Raw genomic sequence first — 14,235 nt, forward strand, 5'->3', positions numbered from 1 at the left:
TCGAAGATGATGTTTTAAAAATACCTACTCACGAGATTGGAGACTGATCGATGAGAACAGAGCGTACAGCAGCTATTCTTTTCGGGGGAATCGGTGGTTTTAGCCGAGGTCTCCAAGAATCAAAGGTCGAAGCCTACGGAAAGGTTCACAGCTTCGAGATTCTCTGCTCCATCGATTACGACCCGGTAACGTGCCACAATCACGATTTAATCACCGGGGAAAAGACAGCTGTAAACATGGATCTCTTTGACCGGCAGCAGTACATCGACTGGCACGGCTATGAGCCTCCAACGGAATGGCGTGAAATGACACCGTACGATGTGTGGAAAGCGTTTGGTGAACAAGTTCCGGACTACATCTTCCTTTCGCCGCCGTGTAAGGGGTTCAGCGGCCTTCTGCCGGGAGAGAAATCCAAGTCGAAGAAATACCAGGCGTTGAACCTTTTGACAATTCGCGGGCTGGATTTATGCCTGAAAGCGTGCCTGATGTATGGCGACGAACTCCCGATGTTCATACACTTCGAGAACGTGCCGCGAATCACAACTCGCGGAAAGCACATTCTTGAGAAAATCAAGAAGCTGCTGAAAGGATACGGCTTCGCTTATGACCAACGGTCTGACCACAACCTCGGCGAGATCGGCGGACTTGGGCAGAATCGCATGAGGTTTCTCATATTAGCTCGGAATGAAAAGAGAGTGCCGAATTTCTGTTATTTGCCACCGAAAAAGCCGCTTAAAACGATAGGTGACATTATCGGCCCTTTGCCGATGCCGGGAGATACAGAGCGAGGTGGGCCACTTCACAGGCTGCCTAATCTCCAATGGAAGACATGGGTGCGGTTGGCACTCATTCCGGCAAAAGGTGATTGGAGAGATTTGAACAAGATTGATTGGGAGCAGTACCGCATCCTCCATGAACCTCGCGGCGGTGCATACGCGGTTGAAGAATGGAATGAAACATCAAGGACCGTTACGGGAACTGCAGGACCTGGTAGAAGCAATGGAGCGGCTGCTATATCGGACCCAAGATCCGGATTTAAAGATGGCACTCATACATCAATCTATCAAGTTTGCAAATTTGAAGAACCGGGAACAACCGTAACCGGCGCACACCGACCGAATAACGGGGCAATCAGTATCAGTGACCCACGGCTAAACAAGCAGGACGGCAAGCATCCGGGAGTATATCGAATCGTCCGAGCGGATGAACCAGCTCCTACAGTCACAGGAACAAGGTTCGGGAGTGGGGCTATTGCGATAGCGGACCCGCGATGTAAGACAGAACTGCACCCGGATAGTTATGGCGTTCAAGAATGGGATGAAACCGCAAAGACGGTTCGATCGGCAAATCGAATTATGCAGTCGGCGGCAAGCATCGCAGACCCGCGAATTTCTGATAGACCGGGACGTTACACCGACAAATACCGCATGCAATCAATCGATAAACCCGCCGCGACGGTAACAGGCGTAACGGATGTACAAAGTGGCGCTCAATTGGTTGCCGACCCACGAATGAACTGTTCACCGAGATCCGGAACTATGGGGGTCCAACAATGGGATGAGCCCGGAAAGACGGTTATCGGAAGCGGAGATATTCACGCAAGCGCAGCCGCCGTAGCTGACCCACGAATCCCGGACGATAAGGAAAGTGGCGTTTGGGTAATCATTGCAGAGGACGGTACATGGCACAGACCGCTGACTACTTTCGAGCTGGCTATGCTTCAAGGATTTCCTACGCATCTACCTGACGGACGGCCTTTCCAACTCGAAGGATGCTCGGATGCGAAGGCTCGGGAATATATCGGGAATGCGGTGCCCGTTCAATCCGCAACAGCTATGGGTAATGTCATTTTAATTGCGATGGCAAACGCCGAGGCCGGAATATCATTTGAATTCAGTTTTCAGGATGTATGGGTACTGCCTCAATGGGAACGACCAGAAATTACGATTCTTCATTAACGGAGTCGATCGACGAATCATGGAACGAGTTATCACCGCCCTCCAACGAATCCGAAGCCATGTCATTATCAGTGAGTACAAGTTGCACGAAATCATTGCACGGGAACTTGACAAAGAGGGGATTCAGTTTCAAAGAGAATTCCCTCTTGGTCCAAGAAATCGAATTGATTTCCTAACGATTGACGGAATCGGCATTGAGGCAAAGAAAGGAAAGCCAAACGAGCAACAGGTTCTTAAACAGCTGGAACGGTATGCACAGTTTGATTCTGTTACCGGATTAATACTTGTAATTGAGCGTTACATGGATCTTCCAGAAGAAATAATCGGTATTCCGGTGCGGTCAATTGGTTTAAGAAAACTATGGGGTATTGCCAGTAAATGAGGTGATTGGGCATGAATGCGTTAGAACTCCCGGCATATCTACGAGAACCGGGTGAGAGCGATTACTACTATGGAACTCTGAGGCTAGAAGGTGACTTCTGGATTATTGAAGGTGAACCTGCCGTCTGTCAGGCTGCAAAACGCCTGTTTCCGGGAGCAGAGGGAAGAACAAGAGGAATCGCACGATTCAAACGAAACAAACGAACGAATGGCGATTTGAACTGGCTAATGATGCGGTATCCGTTGAAGGTTGTTGATCGGGAACAGTGGGATAAAGCATTTGGTGAGTCGGTTGAATATGTACGCCGGCGTGAAGAAATCCGGAGAGGTCCACAGAAAGCGGAACCATCTTCACTCCTATTCAAAGGAAAGTTGACTGAATTCCAAAAGGAAGGAGTCGCTTTCTTAAACAACAATGCGCCGACGCTTTTGGCTGACGACATGGGTTTAGGTAAGACAGTTGAGGCTTTGGCTTGGGTAGCTACACAAGCTAAATTCCCAGGCATCATCGTCGTTCCAACGAGCGTCCAAACGCAATGGCGTAGCCAGATCATGAATTTCATTCAACCTCAGTTGTTGCCGGGAGAAGTTGCCTTATTCCCTGATACAAGCAAGATGGTCCATATCATTAAGGGACTAACACCTTACGAACTTCCAGAAGCGCAATTTTACATTATTCATTACGGTTTGTTGCGTGGGTGGAAGCAAGCTCTTCCTGAATACAAATTTGAATTTGTTGTGTTCGACGAGATCCAAGAACTCCGGCATCCGGGAACTGAAAAATACAGTGCTGCGTCATTGCTGGCCGAAAGTGCCGGGAATGCGATCGGGCTCTCCGGAACTCCTATATACAACAAGGGTGGAGAAATCTATTACATCATGAACATTCTTCAGCATCAATGCCTTGGTGATTGGGGAAGTTTCACGCGGGAGTGGTGCTATGGATACAACGAGGATGTTGTAGTGGATCCTGAATTGCTCGGGGATCATTTGCGGCGTGAAGGGCTTATGCTGCGACGAACGAAAGATCAGGTACTCACGGAGCTTCCGCCAAAGCGTCGTATTGTTCAAGACATCGATTCCGACGACAAAGTTTTCATCAAAGAAATGCGTTCGGTTATGGAGTTGATATCCCGATATGACAGGATTTCAGACCAATTTGAAAAGGGTCGTGCCAAGCGGGAAATCGGTGAGAGGATGCGGCAAGCAACCGGCATATCAAAAGCTCCTTATGTCGCAACATTCGTTAAAATGCTCCTCGAAGCCGGAGAAGCGGTTGTGCTGTACGGATATCACCATGAGGTTTATGAAATTTGGATGGAAGAGTTACGGGCATTTAATCCAGTTCGAGTGACAGGACTTGAAACGAATGTCCAAAAGGAACAGGCCAAGGAGAAGTTTATCAAAGGTGAAACAAACCTGATCATTATCTCCTTGCGGGCCGCTGCCGGTATCGACGGTTTGCAGAACCGGGCGAACATCAATGTTTTTGGGGAATTGGATTGGTCGCCGGGTATTCATTCGCAGTGTGAAGACAGAACGCACCGGATGGGGCAAAAGGATTCTGTTTTGAGCTATTACCTTGTTTGTGGCAATGGCAGCGACGAACAAATGATGGAAGCCCTCGGATTTAAAACGGCGCAGTTTGCCGGAATTATGGGCGAGAAAACGGAAAGCGAAGAGGACAAGGCCAATGCCCAGATTGAGATCGGTAAGCACTTGGACAAAGTTATCGAGAAGCTGAAAAGCAAAGCAAAAGGAGCATAAGAAAGTTTATCCCTCATGCTCCTCCACTACAAATAGCTTCTCAACTGGAACGTTCAAAGCACGAGCTATTGAAAAAAGATGCGAGTCCTCATGACGCGAATTCTTATCAAACCGGCTTATCGATCCTTGAGGTACGCCGGACATATGTGAAAGTTGCATTTGTGTAATCCCTAACTCTTTTAATAGTGGCATTAGATTCGGCTTAACAGTTATCAATTCCGGTTGCCCCCCTCTCTAACGAAAGTATACGATAACGAATATTTATTTTCAATACCCATTGACATTAATTATACGATATCGTATATTTATTTCAGGAAAGTTATTCGAAATACGATAAGCGATAACGAAGTGGTAAGGAAAAATTTCCTGAGCTTGAGGATGGTGGTCAAGTGGAACCAAAGAAGATCGACTTAACAACCTTGGACAGTCAGCCGGTAGAAATACGGGAGGCAATCGCCTTTTACGCAGCTCATACAGTTCTCCCGATCAGCTTCACAGCGGAAGAAAGGGAAAGGCATTACAGTGTCCTGGAGCAAGCGGGATACCTTGAAAAGGTAGGTGAGCAACATGACCTTCATCAAGAGTTACATTCAGTTGGATGAAGCGCCGGAGATTTTGCAAAAAGCCGTAATGAAATCCATCGAAACAATGTCTAAATATGCGGAATCAAAGGTACTTTGCGTCACAAAGACAATCTCGGCACCCTATAAAGACAAGAGTATCCTTTGTACCACTTACAACGCGTATTTGGAAACTGTAAACTTTCTCGAAACTTTCCGGTATTCCGAATGCTCCAAAACGGAATGGACTGACCAAGAGGTTCGTAAAAACGCAATGAATATCGGGGAGATCATGGAGTTCGTAAAGCATAGCGAATGGCTGAAAGATGATGTACGAAGGATGCTTAAAAATGGCGGAGGTTAAAGAGCATTCTCATTGCTTGATTTGCCGCCGTCGGTTAAAGAATCCTGTTTACCGTAAGACGGGTATCGGGCCCAAATGCCAAGAGAAGTATGCCAAGAAAAAATCATCGAAAGTCGAACAGATGGTCATTAACTTTTAAGAAAGGTAGTGAGCGAATATGTTATTTCCGAAACCGGAACGCAAAGTGAAGGAAAAGAAGCCATACAACAGCCTTCAACGCAAGAAGGAGAAAAAGCCTTTGCCGGAATATAAACAAAACCTATTCGCTCACTACCAACCAAAGGCTTCGATGGCAGATCGGGGCGAGTTCCCGCGTAAAGTGGTTGCGGAATTGATTGCAGAGGCAAATGGTAAGTGCCAGTGCGGTTGTGGTCGTCCAGATCAATCGACTCATCACGTAATGCCACGTGGCCGGGGTGGTCGCGGAGTTAAGACAAATGGTATGAGGCTTAATGACCTCTGCCATGATCGGATTCAAACCAATGAAGATGAACTTCAACAATGGATTAACTTTTACGCTTTGAAATATGGACCTCGTTTTTGGTATGACGAGCAAGACTGGGAAGAGTTCAACCGCAAGGAAGCCGCGGCTAAGGCAGCAGAGGAAGAACAAAAGCAACGCCTCTCGGAGCTGGAACCGATCGTGAACCTTCTTGCTTTAGCCGCTGGACGAAAGTTAAAAGCTGCCGAGATCCGATTGATTGATGGAATGGATGAAAGGGAAATATCTACCTTCGCCCGCCTTATGGGTGATATAATAGGAACATCAGTTCGTAGTAATGAAACTCAATTCGGTTATGGACACTTTAATGACTAATATACGGCTGCTGAAGGAGGCGAACAGATGCGTGAGTTTAAGTTTCGGGCTTGGTATAAACCGCTAGGAGAAATGGTCCTGCCCGATCGGTTGGAAAGCATCAATTTTGAAACTAAGGTGCTTGGTGTTTATCTTCCAATCGATAATAAGGGGTTTAACAAACTCAGGTTATCCGACTTTGAATTATTGCAGTTTACGGGCCTCAAAGACAAGAACGGTAAAGAGATTTATGACGGTGACATCGTAAAACACACGATGGTTATTTACACCGATTGCAGCAGGAACGAAGTGAAGGAAACCAAAGCACCTGTTATCGGTTCAATAACTTTTATCGAAGGCGTTTGGCTCGGAATGAAGTTGGTAACAGGGGTCACAAAGGTTTTACTGCCTGGAATAGTTTTGGAAGAAGAACTGGAAGTCATCGGCAACATCTACGAGAACGCCGAACTCATGGGAAATTGCCCGTAAAGTGCTCGAAAGGACGAAATAATACATGACACTCATTAAAACATTCGCTGTAGGCGAAGAAATTACAGGGTTCTACCTTCTGAAAGGTTTGGATTTAAGGCAAACGAGATCCACGCCGCCGAAGGATTACTTTGATATCATCCTTTGCGATGCAAGCGGCGAAATCCCGGCGAAGTTTTGGGACGTAACCCCAACGGATAAAGAAACATTTTTCGCAATGGATGTTGTGAAGGTTCAGGGTACAGTTCAAACGTACAATGACAAGCTTCAGTTCAAGATAAACAGAATCCGAAAGGCAAATGAAGAGGATGGGGTAACGCTAACGGATTTCATCCGGTCCGCGCCGATCGCGCCGGTTGACCTGGTACACATCATTAACCGGACGGCTGAGAGTATAGGGGATTTGGTCATTCGTCAAATCGTTTTGTATTGCATTCAGAAGGTCGGAGATAAGCTGATGCACTTCCCGGCGGCTAAAGGAATGCATCATGCTTATTACGCCGGACTAGCCTATCATATCTGCCGAATGCTAGAAGTAGGCGAATTTATATGCCGGAAGCGTCCGTTTTTAAATCCGGATTTGGTTAGGGCTGGGATTATCCTGCACGACATAGCCAAGACGGAAGAAATGGAATCGCAGCTCGGCATCGTATCCGATTACAGCCTGAAAGGAAAGTTGCTCGGGCATATCACAATGGTCTATGGGTGGATTATTGAGGCGGTACATATGAACGGACTGGACCCGAATGACGAACGGATTCTCGCCCTGCAGCACATCGTTTTGTCTCATCACAACCTGGGTGAATGGGGTAGCCCGGTCCAACCTCAATTGCCGGAAGCCGTAGCCCTTCATTACATCGATCAGCTCGATGCGAAGCTTCAGATGGTAGAAGATGCCCTCGATACAACACCGGAAACTGAACAATGGACACCAACGATTCGAGGTCTTGAAAACAAGGCGATTTTTCGTTTAAGGGGAAGTGGTTTAGTTTGATAATAACGGAGAGAGAGGCGAAAGTCTTAGAAGTCATCCGTGCAAATGGCAAAATAATCAGAAAAGATATTGTAAAAATTCTCGATTTGAGTCGGGATATTGTTGACAGGGTAATTGCTAGGCTTATATCAGTAAATGCTTTAAGTCAATTGGGACGGGGTAAATATAAAGTTCTCATCGATCAATACGAAATCGGAAATGTTGAAAAGGTAGAAATCACTAACCCGATTGTACTAGATACAACTAATATTCCTGCTCATATCCGCGAATACATCAAAGCTCATGACCCATACGTTTCAAGAAGCAAATTGTCACGAAGAACCGGTGTTCCAAAGTTGTTATTGAATCAACTGTTGTATGAGATTAAGGGTGTTTAAAGCAAAAGGAGGGGCTTGAACGGATGAATTCGATAAATCTGTACGAAGTCAGTTACCCCGAGGGAATGTGGGGCGACCACCCAGCTTATTCTTTCCTGAAAACTGCGAGGACCGCCGGAGCCGCGAAGTACGATGAATGGATCGAGGTATCCGATTGCTGGGAGATGAGCTTCATCGACTTGTGCAAGCAAATCCGGGTGCGAAAAGTCGGTCAATCAGAGCCGTTACCTGGATCAGCGCCATTCGAGCGACCGGAAAGAATAGAACTCATCAATCGGTTGATCCGGGAGATCGGTAGCCGTGGACGTCGGTTCCTTTACTCGAAGAAGCACGATAGATTCGCGGCCTTTCATTGGGCAAACGGTTGGTTATGGTATACGGATGATTATACAGGTGAGCCGATCTTGATGGTGGCCGGCAAGGAAGGGAAGACACGGGAGCAGAAGCATGCATTCTCCCACGGCGGGACTCTTTGGGGTTTGGTCAACGACTTCAGGGATTATATCTTCGGCGACGACGATGCCAATCACAACAACGGATACGGTGGTCTGTATTGCCCGCACTGGGGATACCCAAAAGAAGATATGGGGGCGATCCAGCAGCTTGCGATCGACCTCGGATACTTGAAGCCAATCTCGGGACGTTAGTCCGGTGGCCTTGGCCGAATAATACTATTATGGAGGAATCAATATGAAAGCTATAACGATACACCAACCTTGGGCATCGTTAATTGCCATTGGTGCAAAGCGCTTTGAAACGCGGGGATGGAAGACAAATTATCGCGGGCAGATTGCGATACATGCAAGCAAGAAGGACCCGCACGATATGATGCAGTCGTTGCCGAATAAAGTACAACGACAGATGTATAGCGTCTATTATAACTATTTTAATATCGCATCGGGCGCGTTGAGCAGAATGCCGACAGGAGCGATTGTAGCGATCGCTGATTTGGTGGATTGCAGAAAAGTATCGGATTGGTTTTTTAGCGATGGTTATCCTGCATTGCACGGTCAAAATGATGACTTTTTCATTGATGAAAATGAGTTTTCTTTCGGTGATTATACACCGGGCCGTTACGCGTGGGAATTAGCGAACGTTCGACTGATCGAACCTATTCCGGTGAAAGGTCAGCAAGGATTATGGAATTGGGAGGGGCTGGCATGACGCGGATAGACGGAGTAATAAGTAAAGCGAAGTTGATTGCGTATCTTAATCAATCGGCAAATGATTTATATGACAAAGGGGCGCACGTTCCTGCCGGAATCATGGTTATTCTTCGTGACGGAATCGAAACGGGAGAGATCGACCTTTTACCCGAACTTCCCTCTACGGACGTAGATTTAAAAGAGATTGAGGAAGCATTCCACTATCTCGAACAAGTGGTAGGTATTCAAAAGAAAGTTCAGAAAATCCGCCCTCTCCTCACCAAGTTAGCAGAGAAGGAAGCGGAAATAGAGAGGTTAACGAAAGAGCGCGAGCAATTCGTATGTCTACTTCCTTCTGAAGTGAAGAGTTGGGAAATGCAGCTAAATCAAGCGGTGGAAGCGTTGGAGAAAGCCGACAAACTCCTTAATAGAGATTTACCAGTCTGGGCGAGGGAAGAAATACAAAAAGCACTCCAATCCATCAAAGGAGATAAGTCAGAGGTATATTTGATTCAAATATCTGGTCCCGGCATTGAACCTAGATTCTTACGTAAACCGGGTAGCGATGATCTGGAGGAATATACGACGAGGGGAGAAGCAGAAATGGTTGCGGATGCTCTCCGTAGCGGCAGCAGTTTAGGTTTGATTGTTGATGTAGTGGCAAAGGAATAATCGGTTACCTCTCGGCGTAAAACTCACATGCCGAACGGAAAAAATGCGCCGGATTCTGACTTTCTGTATCAAGAATAATGACCTCATCCGAGTCGAATTGATAAATAACCCCTTCGCCGCAATCTTCACCTGACTGAATTATCTTTACTATATACTTTGCCATCAGTGCTTTTTGAAAGTCTCTATCCGTTCGAAGATGTAAGGAACGTTTGAACAAGTCTACCACCTCGTAAACAATTAAACAGCTTGTAATCAAGAAATGTAAAGGGGTGATTTAGTGATTACAAAGGAAGTTAGCGCGGAGAGAGAAGATACGAGGATGATTGTACAGCTATCTTTGTTTGATGACTTAACGGAAGAAGACGTTATCAAAACAAAATGGCTGCTTAAACTCTATCCTGGCATGCTGGATATCATTAAGAACTATGAGCTGAACAATAACACGTTGACCGATGGGATGACTGAATATGACCTCGCGGCGGCTCACGGATCCGGAAAAAAGGAAAATGAACAAGACATCTCCAACGTTACGGCCAACACTGTTATTTTGAAGGACAAGCGCGAAGTACTGTACCGTTTTTACAAAGAACGGTCCCGCGTACTCAGCGGCGTCATAAACAATATCCGCGATCCGCATGAAAAGATGATTGCAAAGCTCCTATTTATTGATGGAATGAAAAGCAAGCGGGCGCAAGCTCATATGACGCGGATCAAGAGAACGGATGATATATGGCCGATCGGAACGACAACCTTCTTTGAGAAACGCCGAAACATCATAAAGAACATCGCAAACAGCCTGAAATTAAATCGGGAGCTGGACCTAATAGAAATTGATTACGGACCGGGCAGAGATCCGGAAGGTGAATGCAAATTCATCATAAAGGAGTGGTCATAAAAATCCGTAGCGTGCGCGTAGTTAGAGGGCGATACGATGGCATCAGTAGGAAGGAAATACCTCTTCCGGGTGATGCCATCCTAGCCCTTATCAAAGGAGGCACTCGAACGCGCTGAATGGTTGCAGCCGATGCAGCCTTAGCATTAATTGCGATGGTGCGAAGCGAGGAAAGGGCTTTATGCCTGATAAACAATGGAAAGTGCCTTTCTCTCGTTAGAAAGACAGTTTCCGTTGCTTATCACACAGAGCAGCGGATGCGCTCGGTGGTGTGTATGCACTTACTATGTATTGTGTGCAAACTATATGTGGAGGTGAACACCCGCCGCGCTCCAAAATTGCACGGGCTTAAACGGGACCAGCCCACCCAAGCAATCAATGGATGCTGGCAACTCCCTAGGGTGTTCGGCGGCATCCGGCGGTGATTAGCGCGTAAAAATGTCCTAGGCTCTAAGTCAAACCTACCCACTGGTGGGAGTAAGGGCGGAGAAGTTGAGTCACGCGCATCACATATACCCCGCGTCCCGTCCGACATTCGAACGATAGAGAGCACCCTATACAACGACCCTAATGGGCGGGGCCGCAATATCAACGGTCGGCAAGGGCCACGCGGGGATTCAATCGGGGAAATGGACGTTGAGGGCAATAGCCCGAGTCCGCAAGAAGCCCATTCCGGGCACGGCGCATCGGCGGTAGGCGCATCCAATAAATTACCGCCTCCATATGGTATTAGTGCAGGGGTTACATTGTTTGTCGTTTTTGACTCTCCTCACAAAAGGAAAAGAGAACGACTGGTTACGCCATTTGCCACGTAACCGCCTGCCGCGACCGTGTACGACACGGTTCCAATGTGGGTCTATTGGTTGGGAAAATGGCGGCTCCTGCAGTGATACCATATGTCTAAAAAGTATCAATAGGTTGAACGGGGGAAGTCGCGGAAACGCGGCTTTTTTCGTTAGGGTGAATCACTCAATGAAATGGCAGGGGAGGGAGCCAGAGTGATAATGAAAGGTCGTGATTTTTACGAAGATCAAGAACAAGGAACAGCAGCCGAAGAAATGCAAAGGTTGCATGTGGGGCAATTGGACTGGGACCAAACAGTTCTGCTCAAAACAGAAGTGCGTAAAGACGACGGTCTCGGATTCTTCCGAGGCTTAGTAAACGCTTTCTTACTTAGCGTTATGTTTTGGTCATTAGTTGGCATATTCCTACACTTTCGATAATCTCATCCTCCCCGACAATTCCCATGACATTGACCTCTATCCGGGGGTAAAGGATAGTAGGTGGAATTGCGCTCCTTTCAGCGTTGACCATAGGCGCGAAGGTTGAGATCGTGGCGGCTTGCCGGTTGGCCGAAGCAACAGCCGGTTTTATTTCTATTTTGGAGGTGATCGATATGAAAGTAAGAGCAAAATTCCTATGTACAGGTAACGGCAAAGTAGGGTATAGCCCTGAAGGTGTAACTTCGAACATTACTTTGCAACCGGTAACTGGAAACAGTGAAGAAAACAAAGATTTCTTTCGCTGGACTCCGGGCGGGAAGATTGAATTGTCAGTTGTGAATCCGGCTACTGCTGAACAGTTCGAAGTCGGCAAAGAGTATTATGTTGACTTCACGCCGGCAGAGTAGTTCGTCCACTGCACACTGCTACGTCTATCAGGCCGTGGCAGTCTGGAGGGGATGAACCTATGAGGGGCAAGCCCAAACGTGAAAAGAAAAAACCAAAGCATTTGCGAGAAGCTGAAAAAGCACATAACGCGAACATTTACAGCGAAGGATACCGACACGGCTATGAGATGGGAATCCAAGAAGGGTTGAGGAGAGCGAGGAACGGACGTGAGGAGATTATTTGATTGGTTAATTCGGTACACCTATGAGATCAGCGTGGACCCGGTAAACCGAGAGGAACGGCGAGAGAATGATAAGTTCATGAAGCGATGGAAGTGGAAATGAAGATCAATCATATCTTTCAACCGTCTGGATCGAGTTTGTGCGGTCAAACCTGTGTCGCTATGATTGCCGAAGTGTCGTTGGAAGAGTCAATCGAGGCGTTCGGCGGGAAGAATGGTGGGACTAGGACAAAAGATGTTGTCACAGCTCTCCAAAAGTTAGGAATCCAATGTGATGAGAAGCTGACCCGGTTCAAAGGGATTTTGCCCGACGTAAGCATTGTCAAACTCCATTTCGATGATGTGACAGGGACGCATTGGACGCTATGGTGCAACGGAAGGTTTTATGATCCGTCAAGGTATGGTAATTCGTCGTTAAATACTTCAAAAACAGAGTACCCCGAGGGAGTACGGATAACCTCGTATCTCCCTATATTTATGGAATGTATGCAATAAAAAACCACTTAACGAACTACGGATTCGTGTAAGTGGCTAAGTTCTGATTGACATGATGTTATTACCTCTTTTTCGTTTGAGCTAGTGCACTTCCGGCGACCTTCTTTGATGCAGCACTGTAACGATCGTCACGCAAAATCTTAGATGCAGTTTTTGCAACAGACTTGCTTGTTTGCTTTTTATTCGGCATTTAAAAACACCCCCCCTCTCTATTCCACTATTATACAACATTTTGCTATGTTAATGGAACATTTGTTCTGAGTTGATAGAAAAAGAAAAAGAGGCCGAAGAAACGGCCCCTAGAAGTATCAACGAATGAATTGTGCAATAACAAGCATCAAGATAATCAAGTCTTTAATATCGAAACCATAATTACGACGATTCAAATTATTTCTCCTTTCTGTATTTTTAACGCTTCAACTGATTAGTTTCAGTGAGGCGTTTTTATCGTCAATCTCATTGTAGGAAATTATCGGGAACGAAGTAAATCGATTTTCTCTTCAAAATAGAACACAAAAAATATTGACATTAATCTAAAAGCGGGAACCTGTTGATACTAAAGGGATTATGTTCAAAAAAAATATCAGGTTTTTTTAAAAAAAAGTTGTGGCGGTGGTGAATAAATGTAATGGCCAGAGAAAGAAGTCCAATTTGAGACGAGGCTTTGAGTTTTAGAAGTGAAATATTACTTGGGAGTGCGGCAAACGTCGTATCTCTCTATTTTTATTTAAGTCAAAAAGAGAGAGGGCCGAACAAATGAATTTCGTTCAACCAATTCGTGACCCTGAGATCATCGAAGGTATCCAGCACTACTTGAAGTTGCGCAGCATTCGAAATTATTTATTTTTCACGATGGGGATTTACAGCGGCTTGCGAGTTTCCGATCTACGTCAGCTTAGAGCCGGTATGGTTCGAGGGAAAACGCATGTCTATATCCGTGAAAAGAAAACGAAGAAGGAAAAGCGTTTTATTATTCATCCGGCTATTCGCCCCGAGCTTGAACGATATATTGAAAAATTGAACGACAACGATTATCTATTTCCGAGCAGGCAAATAAAGAAGAAGTCGAAACTACGAAAGCAGCCGCTTGACCGAAGTTCCGCTTACAAAATGCTAAACAAGGCAGCTCGACAATTCGGACTCACCGAGATCGGGACACACACCATGCGAAAGACATGGGGATATCATCTCTATATGAAGGACAGAAGGAACCTAGCGTTACTAATGGAAATGTTCAATCACGACCAAGAAACGACCACCCTACGCTATATTGGCTTTACACAAGACATGATGGACGCTGCAATTTTGGAGTTAAGTTACCCATAAATATGGTGAATGTCGCACTCATTTTCTGAAAACGGGAAATTACTCATAATTACGCAGTATTCGCGAACTTGTTGAGTGCAACAGAATATATGTTATGGTTCTCCCGTGTTCCATATTTTAGGAAAAATCGATGATTTTATTCCGCTGAAAAATCGATTCAATACAGTA

General features: G+C 46.1%; 18 protein-coding genes. 16 read left to right on the top strand and 2 right to left on the bottom strand.

The genetic code is table 11. The features are described 5' to 3' along the window. The first annotated feature begins 50 nt into the window (after positions 1-50). The 3 genes from PT964_RS07540 to PT964_RS07550 are packed head-to-tail and all read left to right on the top strand — an operon-like array spanning position 51 to position 4,106. Positions 51-1,958, top strand: a complete 1,908-nt coding sequence (locus PT964_RS07540) for a DNA cytosine methyltransferase (protein WP_274362726.1) — start codon at positions 51-53, stop codon at positions 1,956-1,958. 19 nt (positions 1,959-1,977) lie between these two features. Next, positions 1,978-2,340 (top strand): hypothetical protein, encoded by a 363-nt coding sequence (locus tag PT964_RS07545; protein WP_274362727.1) that lies wholly within the window; start codon positions 1,978-1,980, stop codon positions 2,338-2,340. An 11-nt stretch (positions 2,341-2,351) separates the two neighbouring features. Further along, complete coding sequence (locus tag PT964_RS07550) at positions 2,352-4,106, top strand: DEAD/DEAH box helicase (RefSeq protein ID WP_274362728.1); 1,755 nt, start codon at positions 2,352-2,354, stop codon at positions 4,104-4,106. Between the two features lie 6 nt (positions 4,107-4,112). Here PT964_RS07550 and PT964_RS07555 read toward each other — a convergent pair whose 3' ends face one another. Further along, on the bottom strand, positions 4,113-4,298 hold the full coding sequence (locus tag PT964_RS07555; RefSeq protein WP_274362785.1) for a helix-turn-helix domain-containing protein: 186 nt from the start codon (positions 4,296-4,298) through the stop codon (positions 4,113-4,115). 375 nt (positions 4,299-4,673) lie between these two features. On the opposite strand from PT964_RS07555, the gene PT964_RS07560 reads away from it, so the two are divergent. The 12 genes from PT964_RS07560 (at position 4,674) to PT964_RS07610 (ending at position 12,025) form a co-directional block, all read left to right on the top strand. Further along, a complete protein-coding gene (locus PT964_RS07560; RefSeq protein WP_274362729.1) occupies positions 4,674-5,030 on the top strand; it encodes a hypothetical protein in 357 nt (118 codons plus the stop codon). Further along, positions 5,017-5,169, top strand: coding sequence for a DUF6011 domain-containing protein (locus tag PT964_RS26495; protein WP_425262686.1), 153 nt, complete (start codon positions 5,017-5,019; stop codon positions 5,167-5,169). Before PT964_RS07560 ends, PT964_RS26495 begins: the two co-directional genes overlap by 14 nt. A gap of 18 nt (positions 5,170-5,187) precedes the next feature. Beyond that, positions 5,188-5,847 carry an HNH endonuclease gene (locus tag PT964_RS07565; RefSeq protein ID WP_274362730.1) on the top strand — a complete coding sequence of 220 codons (660 nt, stop codon included), beginning with the start codon at positions 5,188-5,190 and terminating at the stop codon, positions 5,845-5,847. Positions 5,848-5,874: 27 nt separating this feature from the next. Beyond that, positions 5,875-6,315, top strand: coding sequence for a YopX family protein (locus PT964_RS07570; RefSeq protein ID WP_274362731.1), 441 nt, complete (start codon positions 5,875-5,877; stop codon positions 6,313-6,315). Between the two features lie 25 nt (positions 6,316-6,340). Beyond that, positions 6,341-7,309, top strand: a complete 969-nt coding sequence (locus PT964_RS07575; RefSeq protein ID WP_274362732.1) for a 3'-5' exoribonuclease YhaM family protein — start codon at positions 6,341-6,343, stop codon at positions 7,307-7,309. Continuing rightward, on the top strand, positions 7,306-7,686 hold the full coding sequence (locus PT964_RS07580) for a hypothetical protein (protein WP_274362733.1): 381 nt from the start codon (positions 7,306-7,308) through the stop codon (positions 7,684-7,686). The genes PT964_RS07575 and PT964_RS07580 overlap by 4 nt, the downstream gene beginning before the upstream one ends. Before the next feature lie 23 nt (positions 7,687-7,709). Further along, positions 7,710-8,333: a hypothetical protein gene (locus PT964_RS07585; RefSeq protein ID WP_274362734.1), complete on the top strand. Its 624-nt coding sequence runs from the start codon at positions 7,710-7,712 to the stop codon at positions 8,331-8,333. Positions 8,334-8,376: 43 nt separating this feature from the next. Continuing rightward, positions 8,377-8,850, top strand: a complete 474-nt coding sequence (locus tag PT964_RS07590; RefSeq protein ID WP_274362735.1) for an ASCH domain-containing protein — start codon at positions 8,377-8,379, stop codon at positions 8,848-8,850. Next, positions 8,847-9,503: a hypothetical protein gene (locus PT964_RS07595; protein WP_274362736.1), complete on the top strand. Its 657-nt coding sequence runs from the start codon at positions 8,847-8,849 to the stop codon at positions 9,501-9,503. Before PT964_RS07590 ends, PT964_RS07595 begins: the two co-directional genes overlap by 4 nt. Before the next feature lie 319 nt (positions 9,504-9,822). Next, positions 9,823-10,398, top strand: coding sequence for a hypothetical protein (locus PT964_RS07600; RefSeq protein ID WP_274362737.1), 576 nt, complete (start codon positions 9,823-9,825; stop codon positions 10,396-10,398). A 1,001-nt stretch (positions 10,399-11,399) separates the two neighbouring features. Beyond that, positions 11,400-11,618, top strand: a complete 219-nt coding sequence (locus tag PT964_RS07605) for a hypothetical protein (RefSeq protein WP_274362738.1) — start codon at positions 11,400-11,402, stop codon at positions 11,616-11,618. 125 nt (positions 11,619-11,743) lie between these two features. Continuing rightward, a complete protein-coding gene (locus PT964_RS07610; protein ID WP_274362739.1) occupies positions 11,744-12,025 on the top strand; it encodes a hypothetical protein in 282 nt (93 codons plus the stop codon). A gap of 777 nt (positions 12,026-12,802) precedes the next feature. Here PT964_RS07610 and PT964_RS07615 read toward each other — a convergent pair. Then, positions 12,803-12,931, bottom strand: a complete 129-nt coding sequence (locus PT964_RS07615) for a hypothetical protein (protein ID WP_274362740.1) — start codon at positions 12,929-12,931, stop codon at positions 12,803-12,805. Between the two features lie 566 nt (positions 12,932-13,497). Here PT964_RS07615 and PT964_RS07620 point away from each other — a divergent pair. Then, positions 13,498-14,067: a tyrosine-type recombinase/integrase gene (locus PT964_RS07620; RefSeq protein ID WP_274362741.1), complete on the top strand. Its 570-nt coding sequence runs from the start codon at positions 13,498-13,500 to the stop codon at positions 14,065-14,067. Positions 14,068-14,235: the final 168 nt, after the last annotated feature.

The sequence above is a fragment of the Paenibacillus thermotolerans genome (genome assembly GCF_028745515.1).
Classification (GTDB): domain Bacteria; phylum Bacillota; class Bacilli; order Paenibacillales; family YIM-B00363; genus Paenibacillus_AE; species Paenibacillus_AE thermotolerans.

Excerpts from the sequence above, each read along its gene's own strand:
- PT964_RS07540 (WP_274362726.1), top strand. The coding sequence starts at position 51 with ATGAGAACAGAGCGTACAGCAGCTATTCTTTTCGGGGGAATCGGTGGT.
- PT964_RS07545 (WP_274362727.1), top strand. The coding sequence starts at position 1,978 with ATGGAACGAGTTATCACCGCCCTCCAACGAATCCGAAGCCATGTCATT.
- PT964_RS07550 (WP_274362728.1), top strand. The coding sequence starts at position 2,352 with ATGAATGCGTTAGAACTCCCGGCATATCTACGAGAACCGGGTGAGAGC.
- PT964_RS07555 (WP_274362785.1), bottom strand. The coding sequence starts at position 4,298 with ATGCCACTATTAAAAGAGTTAGGGATTACACAAATGCAACTTTCACAT.
- PT964_RS07560 (WP_274362729.1), top strand. The coding sequence starts at position 4,674 with ATGACCTTCATCAAGAGTTACATTCAGTTGGATGAAGCGCCGGAGATT.
- PT964_RS26495 (WP_425262686.1), top strand. The coding sequence starts at position 5,017 with ATGGCGGAGGTTAAAGAGCATTCTCATTGCTTGATTTGCCGCCGTCGG.
- PT964_RS07565 (WP_274362730.1), top strand. The coding sequence starts at position 5,188 with ATGTTATTTCCGAAACCGGAACGCAAAGTGAAGGAAAAGAAGCCATAC.
- PT964_RS07570 (WP_274362731.1), top strand. The coding sequence starts at position 5,875 with ATGCGTGAGTTTAAGTTTCGGGCTTGGTATAAACCGCTAGGAGAAATG.
- PT964_RS07575 (WP_274362732.1), top strand. The coding sequence starts at position 6,341 with ATGACACTCATTAAAACATTCGCTGTAGGCGAAGAAATTACAGGGTTC.
- PT964_RS07585 (WP_274362734.1), top strand. The coding sequence starts at position 7,710 with ATGAATTCGATAAATCTGTACGAAGTCAGTTACCCCGAGGGAATGTGG.
- PT964_RS07590 (WP_274362735.1), top strand. The coding sequence starts at position 8,377 with ATGAAAGCTATAACGATACACCAACCTTGGGCATCGTTAATTGCCATT.
- PT964_RS07595 (WP_274362736.1), top strand. The coding sequence starts at position 8,847 with ATGACGCGGATAGACGGAGTAATAAGTAAAGCGAAGTTGATTGCGTAT.
- PT964_RS07600 (WP_274362737.1), top strand. The coding sequence starts at position 9,823 with ATGATTGTACAGCTATCTTTGTTTGATGACTTAACGGAAGAAGACGTT.
- PT964_RS07605 (WP_274362738.1), top strand. The coding sequence starts at position 11,400 with ATGAAAGGTCGTGATTTTTACGAAGATCAAGAACAAGGAACAGCAGCC.
- PT964_RS07615 (WP_274362740.1), bottom strand. The coding sequence starts at position 12,931 with ATGCCGAATAAAAAGCAAACAAGCAAGTCTGTTGCAAAAACTGCATCT.
- PT964_RS07620 (WP_274362741.1), top strand. The coding sequence starts at position 13,498 with ATGAATTTCGTTCAACCAATTCGTGACCCTGAGATCATCGAAGGTATC.